The sequence below is a fragment of the Curtobacterium citreum genome (genome assembly GCF_006715175.1).
Lineage (GTDB): Bacteria > Actinomycetota > Actinomycetes > Actinomycetales > Microbacteriaceae > Curtobacterium > Curtobacterium citreum.
In genome coordinates, this window is record NZ_VFMQ01000001.1 from 2,082,938 (window position 1) to 2,108,628 (window position 25,691).

25 protein-coding genes are annotated in these 25,691 nt (G+C 70.5%); 12 read left to right on the forward strand and 13 right to left on the reverse strand.

Annotated elements, in window-relative coordinates:
• Positions 1-33 precede the first annotated feature (33 nt).
• Positions 34-816, reverse strand: a complete 783-nt coding sequence (locus tag FB462_RS09855; RefSeq protein WP_058743382.1) for an ABC transporter ATP-binding protein — start codon at positions 814-816, stop codon at positions 34-36.
• A gap of 10 nt (positions 817-826) precedes the next feature.
• Positions 827-2,026: a glycogen synthase gene (glgA, locus tag FB462_RS09860; protein WP_141861637.1), complete on the reverse strand. Its 1,200-nt coding sequence runs from the start codon at positions 2,024-2,026 to the stop codon at positions 827-829.
• Positions 2,027-2,073: 47 nt separating this feature from the next.
• Here glgA and FB462_RS09865 point away from each other — a divergent pair, with 47 nt between their 5' ends.
• Both FB462_RS09865 and serB read left to right on the forward strand, forming a co-directional pair.
• Positions 2,074-3,315, forward strand: a complete 1,242-nt coding sequence (locus FB462_RS09865; RefSeq protein ID WP_141861639.1) for a glucose-1-phosphate adenylyltransferase — start codon at positions 2,074-2,076, stop codon at positions 3,313-3,315.
• Between the two features lie 580 nt (positions 3,316-3,895).
• The gene (serB, locus tag FB462_RS09870) at positions 3,896-4,534 is read left to right on the forward strand and encodes a phosphoserine phosphatase SerB (RefSeq protein WP_141861641.1); all 639 of its coding nucleotides are present in this window, start codon (positions 3,896-3,898) and stop codon (positions 4,532-4,534) included.
• 18 nt (positions 4,535-4,552) lie between these two features.
• On the opposite strand, the gene fabG is transcribed toward serB, so the two are convergent.
• The gene (gene fabG, locus FB462_RS09875) at positions 4,553-5,266 is read right to left on the reverse strand and encodes a 3-oxoacyl-ACP reductase FabG (RefSeq protein ID WP_114850118.1); all 714 of its coding nucleotides are present in this window, start codon (positions 5,264-5,266) and stop codon (positions 4,553-4,555) included.
• 165 nt (positions 5,267-5,431) lie between these two features.
• Between fabG and FB462_RS09880 the strand changes: the two genes are divergently transcribed.
• From FB462_RS09880 to FB462_RS09890, 3 genes are read left to right on the forward strand one after another with little or no spacing between them, the layout of a single operon-like run.
• Complete coding sequence (locus tag FB462_RS09880) at positions 5,432-5,893, forward strand: DUF3099 domain-containing protein (protein WP_114849922.1); 462 nt, start codon at positions 5,432-5,434, stop codon at positions 5,891-5,893.
• Positions 5,893-6,201 (forward strand): hypothetical protein, encoded by a 309-nt coding sequence (locus FB462_RS09885; protein ID WP_373286835.1) that lies wholly within the window; start codon positions 5,893-5,895, stop codon positions 6,199-6,201. The genes FB462_RS09880 and FB462_RS09885 overlap by 1 nt, the downstream gene beginning before the upstream one ends.
• On the forward strand, positions 6,198-7,202 hold the full coding sequence (locus FB462_RS09890) for an SURF1 family cytochrome oxidase biogenesis protein (protein WP_141861643.1): 1,005 nt from the start codon (positions 6,198-6,200) through the stop codon (positions 7,200-7,202). The genes FB462_RS09885 and FB462_RS09890 overlap by 4 nt, the downstream gene beginning before the upstream one ends.
• A gap of 12 nt (positions 7,203-7,214) precedes the next feature.
• On the opposite strand, the gene FB462_RS09895 is transcribed toward FB462_RS09890, so the two are convergent.
• Entirely contained in the window at positions 7,215-8,813 is a 1,599-nt protein-coding gene (locus FB462_RS09895; protein ID WP_141861645.1) for an ABC-F family ATP-binding cassette domain-containing protein, read from the reverse strand.
• A 115-nt stretch (positions 8,814-8,928) separates the two neighbouring features.
• Between FB462_RS09895 and FB462_RS09900 the strand changes: the two genes are divergently transcribed.
• Positions 8,929-9,528, forward strand: coding sequence for a biotin transporter BioY (locus tag FB462_RS09900; protein WP_141861647.1), 600 nt, complete (start codon positions 8,929-8,931; stop codon positions 9,526-9,528).
• 294 nt (positions 9,529-9,822) lie between these two features.
• On the opposite strand, the gene FB462_RS09905 is transcribed toward FB462_RS09900, so the two are convergent.
• The 5 genes from FB462_RS09905 to sufB all read right to left on the reverse strand — a co-directional run bounded on the left by FB462_RS09905 (position 9,823) and on the right by sufB (position 14,008).
• A complete protein-coding gene (locus FB462_RS09905; RefSeq protein ID WP_022902786.1) occupies positions 9,823-10,152 on the reverse strand; it encodes a metal-sulfur cluster assembly factor in 330 nt (109 codons plus the stop codon).
• On the reverse strand, positions 10,152-10,919 hold the full coding sequence (gene sufC, locus FB462_RS09910; RefSeq protein WP_058727807.1) for a Fe-S cluster assembly ATPase SufC: 768 nt from the start codon (positions 10,917-10,919) through the stop codon (positions 10,152-10,154). The genes FB462_RS09905 and sufC overlap by 1 nt, the downstream gene beginning before the upstream one ends.
• A gap of 70 nt (positions 10,920-10,989) precedes the next feature.
• The gene (locus FB462_RS09915; RefSeq protein WP_213143203.1) at positions 10,990-11,316 is read right to left on the reverse strand and encodes a non-heme iron oxygenase ferredoxin subunit; all 327 of its coding nucleotides are present in this window, start codon (positions 11,314-11,316) and stop codon (positions 10,990-10,992) included.
• Entirely contained in the window at positions 11,316-12,590 is a 1,275-nt protein-coding gene (gene sufD, locus FB462_RS09920) for a Fe-S cluster assembly protein SufD (protein ID WP_114849925.1), read from the reverse strand. Before sufD ends, FB462_RS09915 begins: the two co-directional genes overlap by 1 nt.
• A complete protein-coding gene (gene sufB, locus FB462_RS09925; protein WP_114849926.1) occupies positions 12,590-14,008 on the reverse strand; it encodes a Fe-S cluster assembly protein SufB in 1,419 nt (472 codons plus the stop codon). Before sufB ends, sufD begins: the two co-directional genes overlap by 1 nt.
• Before the next feature lie 266 nt (positions 14,009-14,274).
• On the opposite strand from sufB, the gene FB462_RS09930 reads away from it, so the two are divergent.
• Positions 14,275-15,261: a COX15/CtaA family protein gene (locus FB462_RS09930; RefSeq protein ID WP_114849927.1), complete on the forward strand. Its 987-nt coding sequence runs from the start codon at positions 14,275-14,277 to the stop codon at positions 15,259-15,261.
• Between the two features lie 426 nt (positions 15,262-15,687).
• On the opposite strand, the gene FB462_RS09935 is transcribed toward FB462_RS09930, so the two are convergent.
• Positions 15,688-16,620, reverse strand: coding sequence for a heme o synthase (locus FB462_RS09935; protein WP_114849928.1), 933 nt, complete (start codon positions 16,618-16,620; stop codon positions 15,688-15,690).
• Positions 16,621-17,015: 395 nt separating this feature from the next.
• Here FB462_RS09935 and tkt point away from each other — a divergent pair, with 395 nt between their 5' ends.
• The 5 genes from tkt (at position 17,016) to pgl (ending at position 23,881) form a co-directional block, all read left to right on the forward strand.
• Entirely contained in the window at positions 17,016-19,109 is a 2,094-nt protein-coding gene (tkt, locus tag FB462_RS09940) for a transketolase (protein WP_114849929.1), read from the forward strand.
• A 128-nt stretch (positions 19,110-19,237) separates the two neighbouring features.
• A complete protein-coding gene (gene tal / locus FB462_RS09945; RefSeq protein WP_114849930.1) occupies positions 19,238-20,350 on the forward strand; it encodes a transaldolase in 1,113 nt (370 codons plus the stop codon).
• Positions 20,351-20,542: 192 nt separating this feature from the next.
• Positions 20,543-22,081 carry a glucose-6-phosphate dehydrogenase gene (zwf, locus tag FB462_RS09950; protein ID WP_065959048.1) on the forward strand — a complete coding sequence of 513 codons (1,539 nt, stop codon included), beginning with the start codon at positions 20,543-20,545 and terminating at the stop codon, positions 22,079-22,081.
• Entirely contained in the window at positions 22,078-23,022 is a 945-nt protein-coding gene (locus FB462_RS09955) for a glucose-6-phosphate dehydrogenase assembly protein OpcA (RefSeq protein WP_058742906.1), read from the forward strand. The genes zwf and FB462_RS09955 overlap by 4 nt, the downstream gene beginning before the upstream one ends.
• 88 nt (positions 23,023-23,110) lie before the next feature.
• Positions 23,111-23,881: a 6-phosphogluconolactonase gene (pgl, locus tag FB462_RS09960; RefSeq protein ID WP_141861649.1), complete on the forward strand. Its 771-nt coding sequence runs from the start codon at positions 23,111-23,113 to the stop codon at positions 23,879-23,881.
• A 226-nt stretch (positions 23,882-24,107) separates the two neighbouring features.
• Here the strand turns inward: pgl and FB462_RS09965 are convergent, their stop codons facing one another.
• The 3 genes from FB462_RS09965 to tpiA all read right to left on the reverse strand — a co-directional run bounded on the left by FB462_RS09965 (position 24,108) and on the right by tpiA (position 25,673).
• Positions 24,108-24,467, reverse strand: a complete 360-nt coding sequence (locus FB462_RS09965; protein ID WP_058742908.1) for an RNA polymerase-binding protein RbpA — start codon at positions 24,465-24,467, stop codon at positions 24,108-24,110.
• Between the two features lie 2 nt (positions 24,468-24,469).
• A complete protein-coding gene (gene secG / locus FB462_RS09970; protein ID WP_058742909.1) occupies positions 24,470-24,721 on the reverse strand; it encodes a preprotein translocase subunit SecG in 252 nt (83 codons plus the stop codon).
• A 172-nt stretch (positions 24,722-24,893) separates the two neighbouring features.
• Positions 24,894-25,673, reverse strand: coding sequence for a triose-phosphate isomerase (gene tpiA / locus FB462_RS09975; RefSeq protein ID WP_141861651.1), 780 nt, complete (start codon positions 25,671-25,673; stop codon positions 24,894-24,896).
• Positions 25,674-25,691: the final 18 nt, after the last annotated feature.

Below are 25,691 nucleotides of genomic sequence, written 5' to 3' on the forward strand. Positions count from 1 at the left end.
CGATACCAGAAGACGGGCCGGAACAGGAGCAGGTCAGGCCGCGCGTGCCGTCCAGCGGCCGGCGTCCTCGGTCACGGTGAGCGCGACGCCGAACGCCTCGGTCAGGGTGGCGTCGGTGAGCACCTCGTCGATCGCGCCGGACGCCTGGACGTGGCCGTCCGCGAGCACCAGGGCGTGGGTGAAGCCCGCGGGGATCTCCTCGACGTGGTGGGTGACCACGACGATGGCGGGCGAGTCGCTGCTCTGCGCGTAGCCGCCGAGCGTCCGGACCAGGCTCTCGCGGGCACCGAGGTCGAGCGACGCGGCCGGCTCGTCCAGGAACAGGACCTCGGGGTCGGTCATGACGGCACGGGCGATCTGCACGCGCTTCTGCTCGCCGTCGCTCAGCTCGCCGAACGTGCGCTCGGTGAAGGCGCCGAGACCCCACTCCTCGAGCACACGCTGGGCGCGGCGGACGTCGAGCTCCTCGTACTCCTCGTTCCAGCGCCCCGTGACCGAGTACGCCGCGGTGAGCACGACGTCGACGACCTTCTCGGTCACCGGGATGCGCCGGGCGAGCGCGGTGGACGCGAAGCCGATGCGCGGACGGAGCTCGAAGAGGTCGGCGCCGCCCAGGTCGGTCCCGAGCACCTCGACGGACCCCGACGTGGGGAACGTCTGCGCGCCCGCGACCTGCAGCAGCGTGGTCTTGCCGGCACCGTTCGCGCCGAGCACCACCCAGCGTTCGTCGTCCTGCACCTCCCACGAGATCCCGTCGAGGATGGTGGCCCCGTTGCGGACCACGGAGACGTCTGACAAGCGCACGACCGAGGGCATGTGCTCCAGCCTACGGGTTCTGCGCGAGCACCTCGTCGTAGACCTGCCGTGTCCGGTGGGCGATCGCGTCCCACGTGAACTCGGACTCCACGCGGAGGCGTCCGGCGCGGCCCATGAGCTTCGCCAGGCCCTCGTCGGCGAGCACCTCGTCCAGGGTCGCGGCGAGGTCGGCGACGAAGCGGTCGGGGTCGTTCGGGGTGCCCGTGCCGTCCTGCGCCTGGTCGATCGGCACGATGCGCCCGGTCAGGCCGTCCGCGACGACCTCGGGGATGCCGCCGGTCTTCGTGCCGACGACCGGGATGCCGCACGCCATCGCCTCGAGGTTCACGATGCCGAGCGGCTCGTAGATCGAGGGGCAGACGAACACGGTGCCGGACGACAGCACGTTCACGACCTCGCGGTGGGACAGCATCCGGTCGATCCAGACCACGCCCTGCCGCGTCTCGCGGAGCGACTCGACGAGCCCGGTGACCTCGGCCATGATCTCGGGGGTGTCCGGGGCGCCGGCGCACAGGACGATCTGGACGTCCTCGGGGAGCGCGGCCACCGCGCGGAGCAGGTACGGCAGGCCCTTCTGCCGCGTGATCCGGCCGACGAACACCACGGAGCGCTTCGACGGGTCGATGCCGAGCGCGCGGACGGCGTCCTCGTCGACGGTCGGCTTCCACTCCTCGATGTCGATGCCGTTGTAGACGACCCGTACCGTCGCCGGGTCGATCGACGGGTACGAGCGCAGGATGTCGGCCCGCATGGCCTTCGACACGGCGATCACGCCGTCGGCGTTCTCGAACGCCTCGCGCTCCATCCAGCTCGAGAGCCGGTAGCCGCCGCCGAGCTGCTCGGCCTTCCACGGGCGGAGCGGCTCGAGGCTGTGGGCGGTGACCACGTGCGGGATGGCGTGGGTGAGCTGCGCGATCCGTCCGGCGGCGTTCGCGTACCAGGTGTGCGAGTGCACGAGGTCCGCACCGGCGACGTCGGCCGCGATCGCGACGTCCGTGCCGAGGGCCTGCAGTGCGCCGTTCGCCTGCTCCAGGCCGGCGGGCGTGCGGTACGCCCAGACATCGGTCTCGTCGCGGAAGGCCCCGAAGGCCCGCACGCGGACGTCCGTGTCCGTCCCCGACCGCAGGGCTGCGGTGAGTTCGGCAACGTGGACACCCGCTCCGCCGTAGACCTCCGGCGGATACTCCCTGGTCAGCAGATCGACTCGCACTGGTTCAACGTAACGGGTTCGCTGTCCGGACGCCTACTGTGAACCACATGGCACCAAAGAAGGTATTCGGCATCGTCCTCGCCGGTGGCGAGGGCAAGCGGCTCATGCCGCTCACCGCCGACCGCGCGAAGCCCGCAGTCCCGTTCGGCGGGAACTTCCGACTCATCGACTTCGCGCTCTCCAACCTGGTCAACTCCGGGTTGCAGAAGATCGTCGTCCTGACGCAGTACAAGTCGCACAGCCTCGACCGCCACGTCGCGGAGACCTGGCGCATGGAGGGCCTCCTCGGCTCGTACGTCGCCTCGGTGCCCGCGCAGCAGCGACTCGGCAAGCGCTGGTTCGCCGGGTCCGCCGACGCGATCCTGCAGTCGCTCAACCTGCTCCGCGACGAGCGCCCGGACATCGTCGTGGTGGTCGGTGCCGACCACGTGTACCGCATGGACTTCTCGCAGATGATCGAGGCCCACATCAATTCCGGCCGCAGTGCCACGGTCGCGGCGATCCGCCAGCCGATCGGCCTCGCCGACCAGTTCGGCGTGATCCAGGTCGCCGAGGACGACCCGACGAAGATCGACGCGTTCCTCGAGAAGCCCAAGGACGCCGTCGGGCTGGCCGACTCCCCCGGCGAGATCCTCGCGTCGATGGGCAACTACGTCTTCACCGCCGACGCCCTCGTCGACGCGGTGCTCCGCGACGGGCAGATCGAGACGAGCGCGCACGACATGGGCGGCGACATCGTCCCGGACTTCGTGTCCCGCGGCGACGCCGGCGTCTACGACCTGCAGCGCAACGACGTGCCCGGCTCGAACGAGCGCGACCGCTTCTACTGGCGCGACGTGGGGACGATCGACTCGTTCTTCGACGCGCACATGGACCTCATCGCGCCCGTCCCGGTCTTCAACCTGTACAACCAGGACTGGCCGATCTTCAACCAGCAGACGAACCTGCCGCCGGCGAAGTTCGTCCGTGACGGCAACGGCAACACCGGCTCCACGGTCGACTCGATCGTCTCGCTCGGCTGCCTGCTCTCCGGCGCGCAGGTCGAGCGCAGCGTCATCGGTCCCTGGTGCGGGATCGACTCCGGCGCGAAGGTCCTCGACTCGATCGTCTTCGAGCGTGCATCCATCGGCGCCGGCGCGATCGTCAACCACGCGATCCTGGACAAGGACGTCGTCATCGCGCCGGGCGCGCAGGTCGGCGTGGACCGCGAGACCGACGAGGCCCGCGGCTTCACGGTGACGGAGTCCGGGATCACGGTCGTCGGCAAGGGCGTCCGCGTCGAGGCGTAGCGCGAAACGGCGTCCGAGTCCGGACTGCACCCGCCGACGTCGGCAAGGGCGTCCGCGTCGAGGCGTAGCGCGAAACGGCGTCCGAGTCCGGACTGCACCCGCCGACGTCGGCAAGGGCGTCCGCGTCGAGGCGTAGCGCGAAACGGCGTCCGAGTCCGGACTGCACCCGCCGACGTCGGCAAGGGCGTCCGCGTCGAGGCGTAGCGCGAAACGGCGTCCGAGTCCGGACTGCACCCGCCGACGTCGGCAAGGGCGTCCGCGTCGAGGCGTAGCGCGAAACGGCGTCCGAGTCCGGACTGCACCCGCCGACGTCGGCAAGGGCGTCCGCGTCGAGGCGTAGCGCGAAACGGCGTCCGAGTCCGGACTGCACCCGCCGACGTCGGCAAGGGCGTCCGCGTCGAGGCGTAGCGCGAAACGGCGTCCGAGTCCGGACTGCACCCGCCGACGTCGGCAAGGGCGTCCGCGTCGAGGCGTAGCGGGGACCCGGCAGGTCACGTCGCCGACGTGGCACCACCGGCCTGGAGGCGCGGCTGACGTCACGGACGTCGGCCGCGCCCCCGGCAGTCGGTACCGTTGGTCCGTGCCCCGCTTCCTCGTCGTCCTCGATGCCGATTCCACCCTCCTCGAGGACGAGGTCATCGAGCTCCTCGCCGACCACGCCGGGACCCGGCCACAGGTGCAGGCGGTGACGGAGCGCGCCATGCGCGGGGAGATCGACTTCGCCGCGAGCCTCCGGGAGCGGGTCGCGACCCTGGCGGGCCTCCCGGCCGACGTCTGCACGCGCGCGCAGCAGGCGGTCCGCGTGACGCGGGGCGCCGACGAGCTCGTCCGCGGCGTGCACGCCGCCGGCGGGACCGTGGGCGTCGTGTCCGGCGGGTTCCACGAGGTCCTCGACCCGTTCGCCGCACGGCTCGGGCTGGACCACTGCCGGGCCAACCGGCTCGAGGTCGTCGACGGCGCCCTGACCGGCCGGGTGTCCGGCGACGTCGTGGACGCGGCGGCGAAGGCCGAGACCCTGCGGGCGTGGGCCGCCGAGGACGACGTGCCCCTCTCGCGGACCGTGGCGGTCGGCGACGGCGCGAACGACCTCGTCATGCTCGGCGTCGCGGCGCTGGGCGTGGCGTTCGACGCGAAGCCGCTCGTGCGCGCACGGGCGGACGTGGCGGTCGTGGACCGCGACCTGTCCGCCGTGCTCGCCACGCTGGGTCTGCGGGGCTGACCCGGCCCGCGGGACGGCCTAGTGGCCCATCCCGAGACCGCCGTCGACCGGGATGACCGCTCCGGAGACGTACCCGGCGCCGTCGCCGGCGAGGAACAGCGTGGCCGCCGCGACGTCCTCGACGGTGCCGTAGCGCGCCGCCGGGATCTGCTTCTTGAACTCGGCCTGCAGCTCCTCGGGGAGCGCGGCCGTCATGTCCGTCTGGATGAACCCGGGAGCGACGACGTTCGCCGTGATGCCGCGGGACCCGAGCTCGCGGGTGATCGACCGCGCCATGCCGACGAGCGCGGCCTTCGACGATGCGTAGTTGACCTGACCGACCTGGCCGTACGCACCGACGACGCTCGACATGAGCACGATGCGGCCGAACTTCGCCTTCATCATCCCCTTCGTGGCGCGCTTGACGACGCGGAAGGTACCCGTCAGGTTCGTGTCGACGACGCTCGTGAAGTCCTCCTCCGACATGCGGAGCAGGAGCTGGTCGTTCGTGATCCCGGCGTTCGCGACGAGGACCTCGACCGGGCCGAGCTCGGCCTCGACCTGCGTGAACGCGGCGTCGACCGAGGCGGAGTCCGTGATGTCCGCGGCGACGGTGAGCGCGCCCTCGGGTCCGCCCGTGCCGCTCCGGGAGGTCACGGCGACGCGGTGGCCCTCTGCGACGAAACGCTCCGCCAGCGCGTGGCCGATGCCGCGGTTGCCGCCGGTGATCAGGACGGTTCGGGGGGTGCTCATGGTCGCTCCGTTCGTGTGGTGGTACCGGGCGTCCGGTCGGTCGGACCCGCCGGACACGCCCGGACGAGCGTACCGGAGCCGGTACCCGCAGTTGTCCCCCGCGCGGCTGGCCCACTGTCGGTGGTGCGGGCTTAGGCTGGTCACCGGGAAGAGGAAGAACACCGTATGAAGTCGCAGCGCACGAAGTCGCGTACCACCGCGATGCAGAGCATCACGACGCTCCCGGACTCCCCGGAGCTGGACCGGGCGCACCGCCTGTCCAAGTACGTCTGGCAGATGGCGTTCCGCGTGGTGTGCTTCGTCGGCGCCGTCCTCATCTGGTCCGCGTGGCACACGTGGCTCGCGGTCATCCCGATCGTCGCCGCGGCCGTCATCCCCTGGGTCGCCGTGATCCTGGCGAACGCCGGCAGCCAGGCAGAGAGCGACATCGTGACGCCCGCCGGTGCCATCGAGCTCTACGACGCCGTCGACCCCCGCCTCCGCGAGCAACAGGAGGACGCCCGGGCCGAGGCCTACCGCGCCGAGCAGGAGCGCCTGCGCGAACAGGCGCAGCACGCCCAGGAAGAGTGGCAGCGGAACGGCGACCGCTCCCGCGTCTGGACCGCGCGGTCGAAGGCCCGGCGCTGATGGGCGCGACCTTCGACCTCTTCACCGAGCCGGGCTCGACCCCGGTGTGCTCACGGGCCGGCTGCAGTGAGACCGCCGAGTGGCGCATCAACTGGCGGAACCCGCGCATCCACGCCACCGACCGGGTCAAGATCTGGGCCGCGTGCGACGAGCACTGCGACTTCCTCGCCGACTACCTCCGTTCGCGGTCCTTTCCCGTGCGCGTCACGGGCATGCAGGAAGAGGTCGAGCGGCTCGAGGACGTCCGGACGCGTGAGGACGCGCCGAAGAACGACGTCGGGGTGCGCTCCACCGGCACCGGACGATGACCGACCCGTTCGACCCGAGCAGCCGGTACGGCCGGAAGCACGCTGCCAAGCTGCAGCGTCAGGCAGAACAACACCGTGCAGGCTCGTCCGACAACACCGACACCGTCCCCGACGGCGTAGCTGCCGACAGCACTGCTGCCGACGGGCCGACCGTCGGCTGGCGATTCGTCCGCAGCCGTCGGTGGCTCGGCTACTTCGCGATCGCCGTCGCGTTCGCGATCGTCTGCACCCTGTTCGGCATGTGGCAGTGGGACCGGCGGAACGAGGCGGTCCGGCAGAACGAGCAGATCGCCGCGAACTACGACCACACCCCCGTCCCCCTGACCGAAGCGCTCCCGCAGGCGAGCAGCTGGGACGACGGCGACACCTGGCTCCGGGTGCAGGTCACGGGCCGGTACGACGTCGACGAGCAGCTCCTCGTCCGCAACCGCGTGCACAACGGGCAGCCCGGGTTCGAGGTGCTGACGCCGCTCGTCACCGCCGACGGACGCGCCTTCGTGGTCGACCGGGGGTGGGTCCCGACCGGCAACCGGCAGGACGCCCCGGATCACGTCCCCGCTCCCCCGGGCGGCGAGGTGACCGTGACCGCACGGCTGCAGCAGAGCGAACCGCGCATCCCCGGCCGGTCGGACCCGTCCCACACCGACCAGGTGCAGTCGGTCACGCTGCCCGACGTCGCCGACAAGGTGGACGTGCCGATCTGGACCGGTGCGTACGGGCAGCTCGCGTCCGAGTCCCCCGCGCCGACCCAGGCGGCTCCGCTCGGCTGGGACCGCCCTTCTGCCGACACCGGGCTGCACCTCAGCTACTTCATCCAGTGGTTCCTGTTCGCCGCCGGTGGCTTCGGGTTCCTGGCCTACGTGATGGTGCAGGAGTACCGGAACCTCAACCAGGACGACCCCGACGAGCGCGAGCGCGCGCTCGAGCGGCAGCGGCGGAAGGACGCCAAGCCGAAGTCCGACGACGAGGTCGAGGACCAGCTGCTCGGCGCCGGCCGCTGACGCCCGGCGGTCCTACGCCAGCTCGATGAGCTCCGCGTAGTCCTTGTTCCAGTGGTCCTCGGTGCCGTCCGGCAGCAGCAGGACCCGCTCGGGGTTCAGCGCCTCGACCGCACCGGCGTCGTGCGACACCAGGACGACGGCACCCTCGTACCCGGCCAGCGCACCGAGGATCTCCTCGCGGGACGCCGGGTCGAGGTTGTTCGTGGGCTCGTCGAGCAGCAGCACGTTCGCACCGGACACGACGATCATCGCGAGCGACAGGCGGGTCTTCTCGCCACCGGACAGGACCCCGGCCTTCTTGTAGCCGTCGTCGCCGGTGAACAGGAACGAGCCGAGGACCCGGCGCGCCTCGGTCTCGGTCAGGTTCGGCGACGCCGACACCATGTTCTCGATCACCGTGCGGTTCACGTCGATGTTCTCGTGCTCCTGGGCGTAGTACCCGATGCGCAGGCCGTGACCGGGCAGGATCTCCCCCGTGTCCGGCTGGTCCGCGCCGGCCAGGATGCGCAGCAGCGTCGTCTTGCCCGCGCCGTTGAAGCCGAGGATGACGACCCGCGAGCCCCGGTCGATCGCCAGGTCGAGGCCGGCGAAGATCTCGAGCGAGCCGTACGACTTCGAGAGCCCCTCGGCCATGAGCGGCGTCCGTCCGCAGGCGGCGGGCGTCGGGAAACGGAGCTTCGCCACGCGGTCGACGGCGCGCTCGTCCTCGAGTCCGGCCAGGAGCTTCTCGGCGCGGGCGACCATCTGGTGCGCCGCCGCGGCCTTCGTGGCCTTCGCACCGAACCGGGCGGCCTGGTCCTTGAGGGTGGCGGCCTTCTTCTCGGCGTTCGCGCGCTCCTTGCGGCGGCGCTCCTCGTCCGCGGCGCGCTGCCGCTGGTAGAGCTTCCACCCCATGTTGTAGACGTCGATGCACTGCCGGTTGGCGTCGAGGTAGAAGACGCGGTTGACGACCTCGTCAACGAGCTCGACGTCGTGCGAGATCACGATGACGCCGCCCGGGTAGGTCTTCAGGTGCTCGCGGAGCCAGACGATCGAGTCCGCGTCGAGGTGGTTCGTCGGCTCGTCGAGGATCATCGTGTCCGCGTCCGAGAACAGGATGCGGGCGAGCTCGATGCGGCGGCGCTGACCACCGGAGAGCGTCTTGAGCGGCTGGTCGAGGATGCGGTCCGGCAGCTTGAGGTTCGACGCGATGGACGCCGCCTCGGCCTCGGCCGCGTAGCCGCCGAGAGCGTTGAACTCGTCGTCGAGCCGGCTGTAGCGACGCATGGCCTTCTCGGCGACGTCCGGGTCCTCGCTCGCCATGTCGAGCGTCGCCTGGCGGATCCCCTCCACGAGCTCGCCGAGCCCGCGGGCGTCGAGGATGCGCTTGCGCGCGGTGTCCTCGGGGTTGCCGGAACGAGGGTCCTGCGGCAGGTAGCCGATCTCGCCCGAGCGGTCGATCTTGCCGCCGGTGGGCTGCGTCTCCCCCGCGAGGGCCTTGGTCATCGTGGTCTTGCCCGCGCCGTTCCGGCCGACGAGACCGATCTTGTCGCCCTTCTCGACGCGGAAGGACACGTCCTGCATGAGGAGGCGGGCCCCGACGCGGATCTCGAGTTCGTGCACGGCAAGCACAGAGGACGTCCAATCAGTTGGTGGATGTGCACAACGGTGTGTGCGGGAGGTGCACCGCTACGCTGACGGGACCGATGGTCCCGAACGGGACCAGCAGTCCATTCTAGGAGAATCCATGACGAACGCCACCGGGTTCGCTCGCCGCGCAGTCCTCGCCGACCGCCTCCGCACGCACGGCCTCGCCACCAACGTCGCCCTCGTGGCCGGCGGTGCCCTGTTCACCGCCGCGATGGCGCAGGTCCAGGTCCCGATGTGGCCGGTGCCGATCACCGGGCAGACGCTCGCGGTCGTCCTGGTCGGCGCGACCCTCGGCGCCCGTCGCGGCATGCTCTCGCTGCTCGCCTACGCCGTCGCCGGGCTCGCCGGTGCGCCGTTCTTCGCCGAGGCCACGGGCGGGCTCGCCGCGCTGACCTCGCCGAGCTTCGGCTACGTGATCGGGTTCATCCCGGCCGCCGGCGTGATCGGCTGGCTCGCGCGTCGCGACTGGGACCGCAAGGTCGGCCGCGCCACCGTCGCGATGCTCCTCGCGAGCGCGATCCCCTTCGTCACCGGGCTGCCGTGGCTCGCGGTCGTCCTCGGCCAGCTCGGCGCGCCGAACGACCTGCAGTCGGTGCTGGCCGCCGGCCTGTACCCGTTCATCGTCGGCGGTGTCGCCAAGGCCCTGATCGCCGCGGGCGTGCTGCCCCTGGCGTGGAAGCTGGCCGGCCGCCGCTGACCTCCGGCTCCCCCACACGCAGCAGGGCCCCGCACCGGACGGTGCGGGGCCCTGCTGCGTGTGGGGGTCGGAGACGCTCGCGTCCGCGCGCTCGCGAATCAGCGACCGCACCCCGCGAGCGGGCACGACACGCCGCGTGCACAACGCCGGACGGGCACTTCCGGTCGGCCGAGGGCGCCGAGTAGGCCACATGTGGCCCGCTCGGCGGGACGGGCCGACGCGCGACGCCGAGACGACGGACGGGAGGCACGGTGCCAGCTGGCACCGTGCCTCCCGTCCTGCAGGTGGTCGCGACTAGATCGAGAAGCCGAGCGCGCGCATCATCTCGCGCCCGTCGTCGGTGATCCGCTCCGGACCCCACGGCGGCATCCACACCCAGTTGATGCGGAACGCGTCGACGATGCCGTCGAGCGCGTTGGCCGTGTCACCCTCGATGACGTCGGTCAGCGGGCAGCCCGCGCTCGTCAGCGTCATGCTGATCACGAGCGCGTTCGCCTCGTCGTCCATGGCGAGGTCGTAGATCAGACCGAGGTCGACGATGTTCACGCCGAGCTCCGGGTCCTGGACCTCCTTGAGGCCCTCGACGACCTCGTCGAACTTCTCCGGGGAGAGTGCGGTGATCATCAGTTGCCCGCCGCAGCTGCCTGGACGTAGCGGTCGTAGCCCTCGTTCTCGAGGCGCTCGGCGAGCTCGGGGCCGCCCTGCTCCGCGACCTTGCCCGCGACGAACACGTGCACGAAGTCCGGCTTGATGTAGCGGAGGATGCGCGTGTAGTGCGTGATGAGCAGCACGCCGAGGCCGGTCGCGGCCTTCGCGCGGTTGACGCCCTCCGAGACGATCTTCAGCGCGTCGACGTCGAGGCCGGAGTCGGTCTCGTCGAGCACCGCGAACTTCGGCTTGAGGAGCTCGAGCTGCATGATCTCGTGGCGCTTCTTCTCGCCGCCCGAGAAGCCCTCGTTGACGTTGCGCTCGGCGAACGAGCTGTCCATCTTGAGGTCGGCCATCGACTGACGCAGGTCCTTGACCCAGCCGCGCAGGGCCGGGGCCTCGCCGTCGATCGCGGTCTTGGCGGTGCGCAGGAAGTTCGACACCGTGACGCCCGGGATCTCGACCGGGTACTGCATCGCGAGGAACATGCCGGCGCGGGCGCGCTCGTCGACGCTCATCGACAGGACGTCCTCGCCGTCGAGCGTGATCGAGCCACCCGTGACGTTGTAGCGCGGGTGCCCGGCGATCGTGTACGCCAGGGTCGACTTGCCGGAGCCGTTCGGCCCCATGATCGCGTGGATCTCGCCCTCGTTGATGGTGAGGTCGACACCCTTCAGGATCTCCTTGGTGCCCTGGTCGGTGTCGATCGAGACCTGCAGGTCGCGGATTTCCAGAGTGGACATTGCGTGTGTTCCTTCGGTTGCAGCTGGGGTGCGGCGTCAGCCGCGCGGGAAGAGTGGGAGGAGCCGGGGCTCAGTCGACGGGCACGGGGTCGTGGACGTCGACGTACACGTCGCCGTCCCGGACCTCGACCCGGAAGACCGGGACGGGCTCGTAGGCCGGGAAGTTCTGCGGCTTCCCCGTCGCGAGCGAGAACCGGGAGCCGTGCGCCCAGCACTCGAGCGTGTCGCCCTCGACGAAGCCCTCGGCCAGGGAGATGTCCCCGTGCGTGCAGGTGTCGCCGATCGCGTGCACGGTGCCCGCGGAGTCCTTCACGATCGCGACGGCCGTCCCGTCGACGACGACCCGCATCGGGCTGTCGACGGCGATCTCCGACTCGGCGCAGACCTTCTCGGCCATCAGGCGTCTGCCTGCTCGTCGGCGGGCGCGGCCACCGCGGTGCGGCCCTCGGCGAGCTCCTGCTCCACCGCGGCGATCAGGCGCTCCTCGAGCTCGGGTGAGCCGATCTTCTGGATGACCTCCACCAGGAAGCCCAGGACGACGAGGCGACGGGCCTCTTCCTCGGGGATGCCGCGGGCCTGCAGGTAGAACAGCTGCTCGTCGTCGAACCGACCGGTGGCGCTGGCGTGGCCGGCGCCCTCGATGTTGCCGGTCTCGATCTCGAGGTTCGGGATGCTGTCCGCGCGCGTGCCGTCGGTGAGCACGAGGTTGCGGTTCTGCTCGTACGAGTCGGTGCCGTCGCCGGCGCGGCCGATGAGCACGTCGCCGATCCAGACCGTGTGCGCGCCCTCGCCCTGCAGCGCGCCCTTGTAGTTGACCCGGCCGCGCGTGTTCGGCGCGTCGTGGTTCACGTAGACCTGTTGCTCGATGTACTGCCCGGCGTCGGCGAAGTACACGCCGTACATCTCGGTGTCCGCGCCCTGCGCGCCGAGGTGCGTGGACGGGTTGACCCGGACGACGTCGCCGCCGAGCGAGACCACGACGTGCTTGAGGAAGGCGTCCCGCCCCACCTCGGCGAACTGCGTCGACACGTGCACCGCGTCGTCGTCCCAGTCCTGCAGGCTGACGACGGTCAGGCGCGCACCGTCGCGGACGACGATCTCGACGTTCTCGCTGAGCAGCGCCGAGCCACGGTTGTCGATGACGACGATGCCCTGCGCGTGCTGCTCGGCCGTGATGACCGTGTGCGCCGCGCGGGCCTGCGTGCCGAAGTCCGAGCGGGTGATCGAGATGGACTCGTGTGCCTCGGTCGCCTTGACGGTGACCTTGAGCACCGCGTCGCGCGCGGTCCACGCGGCGGCCGCGGCGCGGTCCTCGGGCAGACCCGCGGTCCCGACGGCCGGGTCGTCGCTGCGACCCCACTCGACGTCCGCGCCCTCGGTCTGACGGGCGAGGAACGGGTAGGCGGAGCCGTCGAGTCCGCCGTCGAGCAGCGGCTGGAGCTTGGCGATCGGCGCGAACTTCCAGTTGACCTCGCGACCGGTGACCGGGGCGAACGCGTCGAGGTCACCCGACTGCGGGCGCTCCGAGCGGGTCTGGACGGGGACCTTCTTCGCGGCGGCGTCCGGGGCGTCCCAGCCGCCGTCCGAGTGGGCCTTCGCACCGTGCTGCTCCGAGCCGGGCGCGGGGGCGACCGGCTGGTCGATGCGGGGGGTGGGCGTGGAGCTGCTCACTAGCCGACGGATCCTTCCATGCTCATCTCGATGAGCTTGTTGAGTTCGAGCGCGTACTCCATCGGGAGCTCGCGGGCGATCGGCTCGATGAAGCCGCGGACGATCATCGCCATCGCCTCGTCCTCGGGCATGCCGCGGGACATCAGGTAGAAGAGCTGCTCCTCGCTGACACGGGACACCGTGGCCTCGTGCCCGAGCTGCACGTCGTCGACGCGGATGTCGATGGCCGGGTAGGTGTCGCTCCGACTGACGGTGTCGACGAGGAGCGCGTCACAGCGCACGGTGTTCGCCGCGTGGTGGGCCGCCGGGTCCACCCGGACCTCGCCGCGGTAGCCCGCACGACCGCCGCCACGGGCGATCGACTTCGAGACGATCGACGACGTCGTGTAGGGCGCCATGTGGATCATCTTCGCGCCGGCGTCCTGGTGCTGCCCGGGACCCGCGAAGGCCACCGACAGGGTCTCGCCCTTGGCGTGCTCGCCCGCGAGGTAGATCGACGGGTACTTCATCGTGACCTTGGAGCCGATGTTGCCGTCGATCCACTCCATCGTGGCGCCCTCGTGCGCGATCGCACGCTTGGTGACGAGGTTGTAGACGTTGCTCGACCAGTTCTGGATGGTCGTGTACCGGACGCGGGCGTTCTTCTTGACGATGATCTCGACCACGGCGGAGTGCAGCGAGTCCGACTTGTAGATCGGCGCCGTGCAGCCCTCGATGTAGTGGACGTAGGAGTCCTCGTCCGCGATGATCAGCGTCCGCTCGAACTGCCCCATGTTCTCGGTGTTGATCCGGAAGTAGGCCTGCAGCGGGATCTCGACGTGCACGCCCTTCGGGACGTAGACGAACGAGCCGCCGGACCAGACCGCCGTGTTGAGCGCGGCGAACTTGTTGTCGCCGGCGGGGATCACGGAGCCGAAGTACTCCTCGAAGAACTCCGGGTGCTCGCGGAGCGCCGTGTCGGTGTCCATGAAGATGACGCCCTGCTGCTCCAGGTCCTCGCGGATCTGGTGGTAGACGACCTCGGACTCGTACTGCGCGGCGACGCCGGCGACCAGGCGCTGGCGCTCGGCCTCGGGGATGCCCAGGCGCTCGTAGGTGTTGCGGATGTCCTCGGGCAGCTCTTCCCAGGTCTGGGCCTGCTTCTCCGTGGACTTGACGAAGTACTTGATGTTGTCGAAGTCGATGTCCGACAGGTCGGCGCCCCACGAGGGCATCGGCTTGCGGTCGAAGAGCGTCAGGGCCTTGAGGCGGAGCTTCTGCATCCACTCGGGCTCGCCCTTGCGGGTGGAGATGTCGGTGACGACCTCCTCGGAGAGGCCACGGCGCGCGGACGCACCGGCGGTGTCGGAGTCGGACCAGCCGAACTCGTATTGGCCGAGCCCTTCGAGCTCGGGACGGTCGATGAGCACGTCGGACATGGTCTCCTCGTTTCCTTCTCGCACGGCAGCGTCTCCGGGTGAACCCGTGGCGTCCGGACGCCATTCCACCGCAGACCTCCGACACGCTCGTCACGTGCAGGTCGGCCACGCTGTTGCTGCCTCGCAACGACAATGGTTCCACGCAGTCGTCCGACCGATCCGCGATCACGGCCCATTCGGAGCCGGCGCCTGCCTAGACTTGACTGCTGCTGAACCCTCGAATCCTACAGGTTCGCCGCACCGAACAACAGGAAGGCACCACCCTCGTGACTCGCGTCGGACCCACCGTCGAGCAGAGCGTCGCACCGGACGGCGGCACCGCACGGTGGTGGTCCCTCCCCCGGTCGGTCGACCGCCGCGTGATCTGGCTGGCCTGGGCCTCCTTCGTCGTCGAGGTGGTGCTCATCGGCACCGGTGGGCTCGTGCGCCTGACCGCCTCCGGCCTCGGGTGCCCCACGTGGCCGAAGTGCACCGCCGAGTCGCTCGTGTCGACGCCCGAGATGGGCATCCACGGCGTCATCGAGTTCGGGAACCGGCTCCTCACCTTCGTGCTCGTCGTCGTCGCGATCGCCGCGTTCCTGGCGGTCGTCCGGATGCGCCGTACCCGCCCGGAGCTGTTCTGGCTCGCGTTCGCACAGGGTGTGGCCATCCCGGTCCAGGCCGTGATCGGCGGCCTCAGCGTCCTGACGAACCTCAACCCCTTCGTCGTCGGCCTGCACTTCGTCGTCTCCGCGACCCTCGTGGCGATCACCGCGACGATGGTCTACCGCGCGATGCGGGGGCCCCGTACCGCCGACCGACTCGTCCCGGGCTGGTACCGCGGTGTCGTCAGCGGCACCGTCGCGGCGGTCGCCGTGACCGTGCTCGTCGGGATCCTGACCACCGGCTCCGGCCCGCACGCCGGCGCGGACGAGGCCGTGGACGGCGGCCGTCTGCACCGCACGGGGTTCGACCCCGCCCTCATGGAGCACCTGCACGCGATCCCGGCCTACGCCCTGTTCGCCCTGACGCTCGTGCTCGTCGTCGGCGCGGTCCGCCTGCGCCTGCCGAGCACCTGGGCGCTCCTGCTCCTCGTGGTCGAGTTCGTCCAGATCGCGGTCGGCCTCACCCAGGCCCGCACGGGCCTGCCGGTCGGGCTCGTCGGGACGCACATGGTCCTCGCCGGACTCCTGGTCGGTGCGGTGACCGTCGTGGTCCTGTCGACGCGGGGCACCGCCGGACGCCAGGCCGCGCGGGAACCGCTGCACGCCTGACCCGGCCCACCACCGGAACCCCGCGGGCCCTCGGTCCGCGGGATTCCGTCGTCCCGGGCGCGTCGCGGCTGCGTCGCTGCCGCCGGACGACCGGGATCGCCACCGCGCCGACCGACGGAGCGTCACGTCCGCGGTCGGACGACAGCGGCGGTGACCCACGACGGCGACGATCGACCGTCACGCCGTCACGCCGTCACCCCGGCGCGTGCCGCCGGACCGACGCACCCACCCACCGGACGGGAGGCACGGCACCGGCCCGCCCCGTGCCTCCAGTCCGTCGCCGCGCACCGCCGACGCGAGACGCCCCCGAACGCACGAGACGCCGCCGGAACCGGCGGCGTCTCGTGCACAGGAGGGCGTCTCGGGCGCAGGCGGGCGTCTCGCGGAACGCGACGACCGTCTCCGGGGAGCCCCGGGCGCCCGCCGCTACAGCGAGAAGGTGAAGACCTGCGGCAGCAGGGGGTCGATGCCCACCGCGATGAACAGCAGCGTCAGGTAGGTGATCGAGCTGTGGAAGACGCGCATCGGCTGCACGTGCTCGACGTGCTGGATCGCCCGCGAGTACAGGCGGTGCGACTCGACGACGAACCAGGTGCCGCCGGCCAGCGCGACGACCGTGTAGAGCGGCCCCATGCCGGCGACCGGGATCAGCAGCAGCGAGCAGACGAGCGTCGCCCAGGCGTACAGGACGACCTGCAGGCCGACGACCGTGCGGCCCCGGACCACCGCGAGCATCGGCACGGCGGCCGCGTCGTAGTCGTCGCGGTACTTCATCGACAGCGGCCAGTAGTGCGGCGGCGTCCAGAGGAAGATCACCATGAAGAGGATGATCGGCGTCCACGTCAGCGAGCCGGTGACCCCGGCCCAGCCGATGAGCACGGGCATGCAGCCGGCGGACCCGCCCCAGACGATGTTCTGCGGCGTGCGGCGCTTGAGCCACAGCGTGTAGACGCAGACGTAGATGAGGATCGCTACGACGCTGAGGGCGGCCGCGAGCCAGTTCACGAGGAAGCCGAGGACCGCCGTCGACAGCACGGCGAGCACCCACGAGAACACGAGCGCTTCGCGGTCCGACAGCTCGCCGGTGACGAGCGGACGGGAGCTCGTGCGCTTCATCAGCCGGTCGATGTCGCGGTCGATGTAGCAGTTGAAGGCCGACGCGGACCCGGCGGACATCGCCCCGCCGAGCATCGTCCAGAACACGAGCCACAGGTCGGGGACGCCGCGCTCGGCGAGGAACATCGTCGGCGCGGTCGTGACGAGCAGGAGCTCCATGACGCGCGGCTTGGTCAGCGAGACGTACGCACGGACCTTGCGGGACAGCGTCGAGCGGGGTCGATCGGTGTCGGGCCGGGTCACGGTGGCAGTCGGCAAGGGAACCTCAGTCTGTTCGCGTCAGCTCGCACACTCGGTGGACGGCTCCGTCGTCGTCGGGGCGTGCGTCGACCCGGAATGCACACGGGTCCTGCTTAGTTTAGGCCATCACGGCGCCGCGATGATGCCCCGCCCCGCCGGACCGCCAGAGCCACTGCGGCGCACCGACACGGTGGCCGTGTCACCTGGACACCTTCTGAGTGCGTGGTCACTATGCTGGAGGGGCCTCCCGTAGTGCGCGCCCCGAAGACGTCGGCCGTACCGAGCCGGTCGGCCGCCGTTCGGACGGCAGCACGACACCCGGCCCCGGGACGGCGATCATGTCCGTGCGATGGCACGAGCCCTCGCACATGTCGCAACAACGAAGGGTCAACATCCAAGTGGCTGAATTCACCTGGGACGCCATCGACAAGAAGGCCGTCGACACGGCGCGCGTCCTCGCCGCCGACTCGGTCGAGGCCGCCGGCAACGGTCACCCCGGCACCGCGATGAGCCTCGCGCCCGTCGCCCACCTGCTCTTCCAGAAGGTGATGCGTCGCGACCCCAGCGACTCCACCTGGATCGGCCGCGACCGCTTCATCCTGTCGGCGGGCCACGCGTCGATCCTGCAGTACGTGCAGTTCTACCTGCACGGCTACGGCCTCGAGCTCGAGGACCTGCAGCACCTGCGCAAGTGGGGCTCGAAGACCCCGGGTCACCCGGAGTACGGCCACACCGACGGCGTCGAGATCACCACCGGCCCGCTCGGCCAGGGTCTCGCCTCGGCCGTGGGCTTCGGCTACGCGCAGCGCTTCGAGCGCGGCCTGTTCGACCCGGAGACCGCCGACGGCGAGTCGCCGTTCGACCACTTCACCTACGTGATCGCCGGTGACGGTGACATGCAGGAGGGCGTCACGAACGAGGCCGCGAGCCTCGCCGGCCGCCAGCAGCTCGGTCGCCTGGTCGTGTTCTACGACTCGAACCAGATCTCGATCGAGGACGACACCGACATCGCGTTCTCCGAGGACGTCGCCGCCCGCTACGAGTCGCTCGGCTGGCACGTCCAGCACGTCGACTGGAAGAAGACCGGCGAGTACTCCGAGGACGTCGAGGAGCTCTACCGCGCCGTCGAGGCCGCCAAGGCCGAGACGACCAAGCCGTCGCTCATCGTCCTCAAGACGATCATCGGTTGGCCGTCGCCGACCAAGCAGAACTCCGGCAAGATCCACGGCTCCGCCCTGGGTGGCGAGGAGCTGAAGGGCCTCAAGGAGGTCCTCGGCTTCGACCCCGAGCAGACCTTCCACGTCGACCCCGAGGTCCTCGAGTACACGCGCGGCGCCGTCGCCAAGGGCCAGGCCGAGCACGCCGAGTGGACCAAGACCTTCGACGCGTGGGCCGCGGCCAACCCGGAGAAGAAGGCGATGCTCGACCGCATCAACGCCGGCGAGCTCCCCGAGGGCCTCGAGGAGGCCCTGCCGGTCTTCTCCACCGAGAAGGACGTCTCGACCCGCGCCGCCTCCGGCAAGGTCATCAACGCCATCGCGCCGCTCATGCCCGAGTTCTGGGGCGGTTCGGCGGACCTCGCCGAGTCGAACCTCACCACGATCGAGGGCGCGAAGTCCTTCGGTCCGGCCGAGGCGAGCACGAAGACCTGGAGCACCGACCCGTACGGCCGCGTGCTGCACTTCGGCATCCGCGAGCACGCGATGGGCTCGATCCTGTCCGGCATCGTCCTGCACGGGAACACCCGCCCCTTCGGCGGCACCTTCCTGATCTTCAGCGACTACATGCGTCCGGCGGTCCGTCTCGCCGCGCTCATGGGCGCACCGGCGATCTACGTCTGGACGCACGACTCCATCGCCCTCGGCGAGGACGGCCCGACGCACCAGCCGATCGAGCAGCTCACCGCCCTCCGTGCGATCCCGGGTCTCGACGTCGTCCGCCCGGCCGACGCGAACGAGGTCTCCTACGCCTGGCTCGAGATGCTCAAGCACAAGGACCGCCCGGCCGGCATCGCGCTGAGCCGTCAGAACCTCCCCGTGTTCGAGCGCGGTGAGGGCGAGGCCTCCGGCGACACCTTCGCCTCGGCGAAGAACGTCGGCAAGGGCGCGTACGTCCTGGCCGAGGCGCCGAACGGCACCCCGGACGTGATCCTCATCGCGACCGGCTCCGAGGTCCAGATCGCCGTCGACGCGCGTGAGCAGCTCAAGGGCGAGGGCATCAACGCCCGCGTCGTGAGCGCGCCGTCCCTCGAGTGGTTCTTCGAGCAGTCGGAGAACTACCGCGAGCAGGTCCTGCCGAAGGCCGTCACCGCGCGCGTCTCGGTCGAGGCCGGCATCGCGATGAGCTGGCGGGACATCGTCGGCGACAAGGGCCGCAGCGTCTCGATCGAGCACTTCGGTGCGTCGGCCGACTACCAGCGGCTCTTCGCGGAGTTCGGCTTCACGACGGAGCACGTCGTGGCCGCCGCCAAGGAATCGATCGCAGCTTCCTGACCCTCCAGGGCCGGGTCCGGTACGCCGGATCCGGCCCTGCTGCCGGGAGGCTCATGGCGGGTCCCGCCCCGCGCCTCCCGGCCCACAGTCCACGGCCTCCGGGCCGACGAAAGAAGAAGTGGAACACCATGGCTGAGAACACCCCCACCGCCGCCCTCTCCGAGGTCGGCGTCAGCATCTGGCTCGACGACCTCTCGCGGGAGCTCCTCGAGACCGGCAAGCTCTCCGAGCTGATCGAGCAGAAGAACGTCGTCGGCGTCACGACGAACCCGACGATCTTCGCGTCAGCCCTCGCCAAGGGCGAGCGCTACGACGCGCAGGTCAAGGAGCTCGCCGCCGCGGGCACCGACGTGACCGACGCGATCTTCGAGATCACCACCCAGGACGTCGCGAACGCGTCCGACGTCTTCAAGCCGATCTACGACGAGACCAAGGGCTTCGACGGCCGCGTCTCGATCGAGGTCGAGCCGGGCCTCGCGCACGAGACCGCGAAGACCATCGAGCAGGCGAAGTTCCTGTTCGAGAAGGTCGGCCGCGAGAACGTCCTCATCAAGATCCCCGCGACCGTCGAGGGCCTCGAGGCCATCACCGAGGTCATCGGTGCCGGCATCTCGGTGAACGTCACCCTGATCTTCTCGCTCGAGCGCTACCGCGCCGTCATCGACGCCTACCTCGGTGGCCTCGAGAAGGCCAAGGCCGCCGGCCACGACCTCTCGAAGATCCACTCGGTCGCGTCGTTCTTCGTGTCGCGCGTCGACTCCGAGATCGACAAGCGCCTGGACGCCGTCGGCACCGACGAGGCGAAGGCCCTCAAGTCGAAGGCCGGCATCGCCAACGCGCAGCTCGCCTACCAGGTCTGGACCGAGGCCTTCGCCACCGAGCGTGCCCTGGGCCTGCTCGAGGCCGGCGCGAACACGCAGCGTCCGCTCTGGGCCTCGACCGGTGTCAAGGACCCGTCGCTGCCCGACACCCTGTACGTGACCGAGCTCGCCGCGCCGAACACGGTCAACACCATGCCGGGCAAGACGCTCGACGCCACGTTCGACCACGGCGAGATCCACGGCGACGCGATCGCCGGCTCGTACGACGACGCCCAGCAGGTCATGGACCAGATCGCCGCCGCGGGCGTCGACTACGACGACGTCGTGGCGCTGCTCGAGAAGGAGGGCGTCGACAAGTTCAACGTCTCCTGGGGCGAGCTGGTCGACACGGTGAAGACCGCGCTCGAGAACAGCAAGTAGGCACCACCGGAGCCCGCGTCCGGTGACGGCACCATCGTCGCCGGACGCGGGCACCCACCGGTCAGGACCTGCCCGCCGGAGCCGCCAGGCGCCTCCCGGCCGGCCCAGACCACCACGACGGCGGAGTCGCCGCTGCCCCCGCAGCGTTGCGCTCCGCCGTCTCCGTTCGACTCACAAGGAGTTCACCGACTCATGTCACCGGTGGCTGTCACCCCGGAGCACAACCCGCTCCGGTTGCCGACCGATCGTCGTCTGAACCGGATCGCGGGACCCAGCACCCTCATCATCTTCGGCGTGACGGGCGACCTGTCCCGCAAGAAGCTGATGCCCGCGGTCTACGACCTGGCGAACCGGGGGCTCCTGCCGCCCGGGTTCGCGCTGGTCGGGTTCGCCCGCCGCGACTGGGAGGACCAAGACTTCTCCCAGCTCGTCCACGACGCGGTCAAGGAACACTCCCGCACCCCGTTCGACGAGGACGTGTGGCGCCAGCTCGAGCAGGGCATCCGCTTCGTCCAGGGATCGTTCGACGACCCCGAGGCGTTCCGGGAGCTCAAGCGCACCGTCGACACGCTCGACGAGGAGCGCGGCACCCTCGGGAACCACGCGTTCTACCTCTCCATCCCGCCGAAGATGTTCCCGGTCGTCACCGAGCAGCTGAAGCTGTCCGGGCTGACCGAGCAGCGCGAGGGCTCCTGGAGCCGGGTCGTCGTCGAGAAGCCGTTCGGTTCGGACCTCCGCACCGCACGCGAGCTCAACGCGATCGTCGAGAGCGTGTTCGCGCCAGACGACGTGTTCCGCATCGACCACTACCTCGGCAAGGAGACCGTCCAGAACCTGCTGACGCTCCGGTTCGCGAACCAGATGTACGAACCCATCTGGAACTCGAACTACGTCGACCACGTGCAGATCACGATGGCCGAGGACATCGGTGTCGCCGGTCGTGCCGCGTACTACGACGGCATCGGCGCGGCGCGCGACGTCATCCAGAACCACCTGCTGCAGCTCCTCGCCCTCACGGCGATGGAGGAGCCCGTCTCGTTCAAGGCCGGTCACCTCCGCGCCGAGAAGGAGAAGGTGCTCTCCGCGGTGCGCCTGCCGGAGGACCTCGCCACCGCGACGGCCCGCGGGCAGTACGCCGGCGGCTGGCAGGGCGGCGAGAAGGTGCTCGGGTTCCTCGAGGAAGCGGGCATGAACCCCGAGTCCACGACCGAGACCTTCGCGGCGATCAAGCTCGACATCGCGACCCGTCGCTGGCAGGGCGTCCCGTTCTACCTGCGCGCGGGCAAGCGTCTCGGCCGCCGCGTCACCGAGATCGCGATCGTGTTCAAGCGCGTCCCCGAGGACGTCTTCGGCATCCCGCAGTCCCCCCTCGGCCAGAACGCACTCGTCATCCGCGTGCAGCCGGACGAGGGCGTCACGCTCCGCTTCGGTTCGAAGGTCCCCGGCGTCGGCACGCAGGTGCGCGACGTGACGATGGACTTCGGCTACGGCCACGCGTTCACCGAGGCGTCCCCCGAGGCGTACGAGCGACTCATCCTCGACGTGCTCCTCGGCGACCCGCCCCTGTTCCCCCGGCACCAGGAGGTCGAGCTCTCCTGGAAGATCCTCGACCCGATCGAGGAGTTCTGGGCCACGCAGGGCCAGCCCGAGCAGTACCGTCCCGGCACGTGGGGTCCGGCCTCGGCCGACGACCTGCTCGCCCGCGACGGCCGGACCTGGAGGCGTCCATGAAGATCGACCTGCCCGACACCACGGTCTCGAAGATCCAGAAGACCCTGGTGCACATCCGTGAGGAGGGCGGCGCCGTCGCCCTCGGCCGCGTGCTGACCCTCATCGTCTCGACCGCCCTCGGGCACGAGGAAGAGGCGATCTCGGCCGCGAACGAGGCGTCGCGCGAGCACCCGATGCGCGTCATCATCGTGTCGAAGAACGCCGGGGACACGAAGTCCCCCGGTCGCCTCGACGCGCAGATCCGCGTCGGGAGCGACGCGGGCGCCAGCGAGGTCATCGTCCTGCGCGCGTACGGCGAGACCGCGACCGACGAGGAGAGCCTGGTCACCGGGCTGCTCCTGCCGGACGCCCCCGTCGTCGCCTGGTGGCCCGACGCCGCACCGTCGAAGCCGTCCGAGTCCGCACTCGGTCGGATCGCGCAGCGCCGCATCACCGACGCCGCCGCCCAGAAGGACCCGAACGAGGCGATCGCCGCGCTCGGAGAGTCCTACGTCCCCGGTGACACCGACTTCGCGTGGACCCGGCTGACGCTCTGGCGGAACCAGCTCGCCGCGGCGCTCGACCAGCCGCCGTACGAGCCCATCACCGGCGTCGAGGTCTCCGGCGCGAGCGACAGCCCGTCGACGATCATGCTCGCCGCCTGGCTGCAGCTGCGCCTCGAGGTGCCCGTCCGAGTCGTCACGTCGCCCCGCGCGACCGGCTCGAGCGGCATCCACGGCGTGAAGCTCGAGCGCGAGTCCGGCACCATCGACCTCGAGCGCTCCCTGGTGGACGTCGCGACCCTGTCGATGCCCGGACAGCCGACGCACGACCTGTCGCTGCCGCGCCGCAACCTGCGCGACTGCCTGGCCGAGGAACTCCGTAGACTCGACCCGGACGTCCTCTTCGGGGACGTCGTCAAGCACGGGGTGCCGCAACTCCGCGAGTCGATCGCGGGCTAGCTCCACCCGGGCCGGACCGTCACCCCGGTGGCGGTCCGGCCGACCCGGTCCTGCTCGCGCGCCGGGCCGCCACGAACACGGGAGTCACGTGACCAACGAACGACGGGTGCTGGTGCACCCGGACAAGCAGGCCCTCGGCGCATCCGTCGCCGCTCGCTTCCTCACGAAGATCATCGACGTGCTCGACGAGCAGGAGCGCGCGGACATCGCGATCAGCGGTGGCTCCGTGTCCTCCCTGGTCCTCGCCGCGATCAGCCAGTCGCCGGCGCGCGAGAGCGTCGACTGGTCGAAGGTGCACGTCTGGTGGGTCGACGAGCGCTGGGTCCCCGAGGGCGACGCCGACCGCAACGTCACCGGCACACAGACCGACTTCCTCGACCACGTCGGGATCCCCACCGAGAACGTCCACCCGATGGGCGCCTCGGACGCCGGGCTCTCCATCGACGAGGCAGCCTCCCAGTACGAGCGCGAGCTGCAGGACGCCGCACCCGAGGGCGCCGTCGCACCCCGGTTCGACATCACGCTGCTCGGCGTCGGCCCCGACGGCCACACCGCCTCGCTCTTCCCGGAGTTCCCGCAGCTCGCCGTCACCGACCGTGCCGTGCTGACCGTGGACGACTCCCCCAAGCCGCCGCCGCGGCGTCTGACGCTGTCCTTCCCGGTGATCAACGCCTCGCAGCGTGTGTGGGTCATCCTGTCCGGCGCCGAGAAGGCCTCGGTCCTGGGGCTCGCCCTCGCCGGCGCCGCGGTGGACGAGGTCCCGGTCGGCGGCGTGCAGGGTCGGAAGCGCACGGTGTTCTTCGTCGACCAGGACGCCGCGCGCGACGTGCCCGAGAACCTCATCGCGTCGACGTACTAGGCGCACCCCCGGAAGAGGCCCGCTCGCGACCCCGCGAGCGGGTCTCTTCTGTCACGCTCGGCACCGCGCGGCGACGACTCCTGCCCGGTCGACGAGCGACCGGCGGCATGTCGTGCACATTCGCGAACGACGAGGGCCCCACGCGAGTCCTGCGGCACGAACAGCGACGGGAACGACGAAGGCCCCCGTACCGGATCGGTACGGGGGCCTTCGGACGACCGTGGGGCTACTTCGCGGTGCCGCGACGCTGCCGGAGCTGCTGCAGCGCGTCTTCGAGGAGCTGCGCTGCCTCTTCCTCGGTGCGACGTTCCTTGACGTACGCAAGGTGGGTCTTGTACGGCTCGGTCTTCGCGACGACCGGAGGGTTCTCCTTGTCGCGACCGGCCGGGAGCCCGGTGGACGGCGAGTCGACCGTCTCGGGGATCTCCTCGTCGGGGAGGGTCGCCGAGAAGTACCGGACGACCTCGTTCCCGAGGGCGTCCCAGTACGAGACGGCCACCCGCTCGGCCTGGACCCCGCGGTCCTGCTCCCCCATGGGCCCGGCTCCGACGCGCGAGCCCCGGATTGCACTGCCTCCGCTTGCCATGTTCAGCTCCCCGCTGTGAACTTGTTGATGAGACCGAGCACGATGATCGACACGATCCAGATCAGACCGAGGATCACCGTGATGCGGTTGAGGTTGCGCTCGGCGACGCCGGACGCCCCGAGGTTGCTCGTCACGCCGCCGCCGAACATGTCGGAGAGGCCGCCACCGCGGCCTTTGTGCAGCAGGATGAGGAGCGTGAGCAGGAGGCTCGTGATCGCGAGCAGGACCTGCAGCACGACGGAGAGAATCGCCACGACGTACCTTTCGTGTCAGTCAGCCATGCAAGTGTACCGGGCTGCCGGAGTGACCGGGGCCACCGGCACCGGTGTGGCCCGGCGCCGGAGCCGACAGGCACCGGTCTGGCCCGGTGCCGGACGCTGGCCAGGCCGGCCACGCGGACGTGACCGGCCTGGGAGCGAAGTGGGACTAGAGCCCGACGTGCTGACGGAAGCGCGCGATCGCCGCGAACTCCTGCACGTCGAGCGACGCGCCGCCGACGAGCGCACCGTCGATGTCGGGCTCGCGGAGGAACCCCGCGATGTTGCCCGACTTCACCGAACCGCCGTAGAGCACGCGCGTGGCCGCAGCGGCCTCGTCGCCCCACGCCGCAGCGATGGCCCGACGGAGCGCGGCGCAGTCGTCCTGCGCCTGCTCGGGCGTGGCGGCCTGGCCGGAGCCGATGGCCCAGACCGGCTCGTACGCCACGACGATCTCGGACGGCTGCACCGCGCCGAGGACCACGTTCAGCTGCTCGACCGGGACGACGCCCGCGCCGCGCTGCTCGCGCTCCTCGCCGGTCTCGCCGACGCAGACGACCGGGACGATGCCGTGCTTGACGGCGGCGGCGGTCTTGGCGGCGACGACCTCGTCGGTCTCCCCGTGCATCGTACGACGCTCGGAGTGCCCGACGATGACGTACTGCGCGTCGAGTGCCTTGAGGAACGCCCCCGAGACGTCACCGGTGTAGGCACCGGAGTCGTACTGGGACAGGTCCTGGGCACCGAAGCGGATCTCGAGCTTGTCGGCCGAGATCAGCGTCTGCACGCTGCGCAGGTCGGTGAAGGGCGGGAACACCGCGACCTCGACGTCGTCGTGGTCGTGGCGCGCGTCCTTCAGCGTCCAGGCGAGCTTCTGCACCGTGGCGATGGCTTGGAGGTGGTCCAGGTTCATCTTCCAGTTGCCGGCGATGAAGGGGGTGCGGTTCATGCTGCGTCCTTCCCAGCG

What these genes read in the sequence shown, in the direction of transcription:
- sufB (WP_114849926.1), bottom strand. Translation starts at nt 14,008, where the DNA reads ATGTCCGACGTGCTCATCGACCGTCCCGAGCTCGAAGGGCTCGGCCAA.
- FB462_RS09890 (WP_141861643.1), top strand. Translation starts at nt 6,198, where the DNA reads ATGACCGACCCGTTCGACCCGAGCAGCCGGTACGGCCGGAAGCACGCT.
- FB462_RS09905 (WP_022902786.1), bottom strand. Translation starts at nt 10,152, where the DNA reads ATGATCACCGCACTCTCCCCGGAGAAGTTCGACGAGGTCGTCGAGGGC.
- FB462_RS09885 (WP_373286835.1), top strand. Translation starts at nt 5,893, where the DNA reads ATGGGCGCGACCTTCGACCTCTTCACCGAGCCGGGCTCGACCCCGGTG.
- FB462_RS09965 (WP_058742908.1), bottom strand. Translation starts at nt 24,467, where the DNA reads ATGGCAAGCGGAGGCAGTGCAATCCGGGGCTCGCGCGTCGGAGCCGGG.
- tal (WP_114849930.1), top strand. Translation starts at nt 19,238, where the DNA reads ATGGCTGAGAACACCCCCACCGCCGCCCTCTCCGAGGTCGGCGTCAGC.
- FB462_RS09880 (WP_114849922.1), top strand. Translation starts at nt 5,432, where the DNA reads ATGAAGTCGCAGCGCACGAAGTCGCGTACCACCGCGATGCAGAGCATC.
- zwf (WP_065959048.1), top strand. Translation starts at nt 20,543, where the DNA reads ATGTCACCGGTGGCTGTCACCCCGGAGCACAACCCGCTCCGGTTGCCG.
- fabG (WP_114850118.1), bottom strand. Translation starts at nt 5,266, where the DNA reads ATGAGCACCCCCCGAACCGTCCTGATCACCGGCGGCAACCGCGGCATC.
- FB462_RS09855 (WP_058743382.1), bottom strand. Translation starts at nt 816, where the DNA reads ATGCCCTCGGTCGTGCGCTTGTCAGACGTCTCCGTGGTCCGCAACGGG.
- sufC (WP_058727807.1), bottom strand. Translation starts at nt 10,919, where the DNA reads ATGTCCACTCTGGAAATCCGCGACCTGCAGGTCTCGATCGACACCGAC.
- FB462_RS09955 (WP_058742906.1), top strand. Translation starts at nt 22,078, where the DNA reads ATGAAGATCGACCTGCCCGACACCACGGTCTCGAAGATCCAGAAGACC.
- FB462_RS09865 (WP_141861639.1), top strand. Translation starts at nt 2,074, where the DNA reads ATGGCACCAAAGAAGGTATTCGGCATCGTCCTCGCCGGTGGCGAGGGC.
- tpiA (WP_141861651.1), bottom strand. Translation starts at nt 25,673, where the DNA reads ATGAACCGCACCCCCTTCATCGCCGGCAACTGGAAGATGAACCTGGAC.
- FB462_RS09900 (WP_141861647.1), top strand. Translation starts at nt 8,929, where the DNA reads ATGACGAACGCCACCGGGTTCGCTCGCCGCGCAGTCCTCGCCGACCGC.
- FB462_RS09915 (WP_213143203.1), bottom strand. Translation starts at nt 11,316, where the DNA reads ATGGCCGAGAAGGTCTGCGCCGAGTCGGAGATCGCCGTCGACAGCCCG.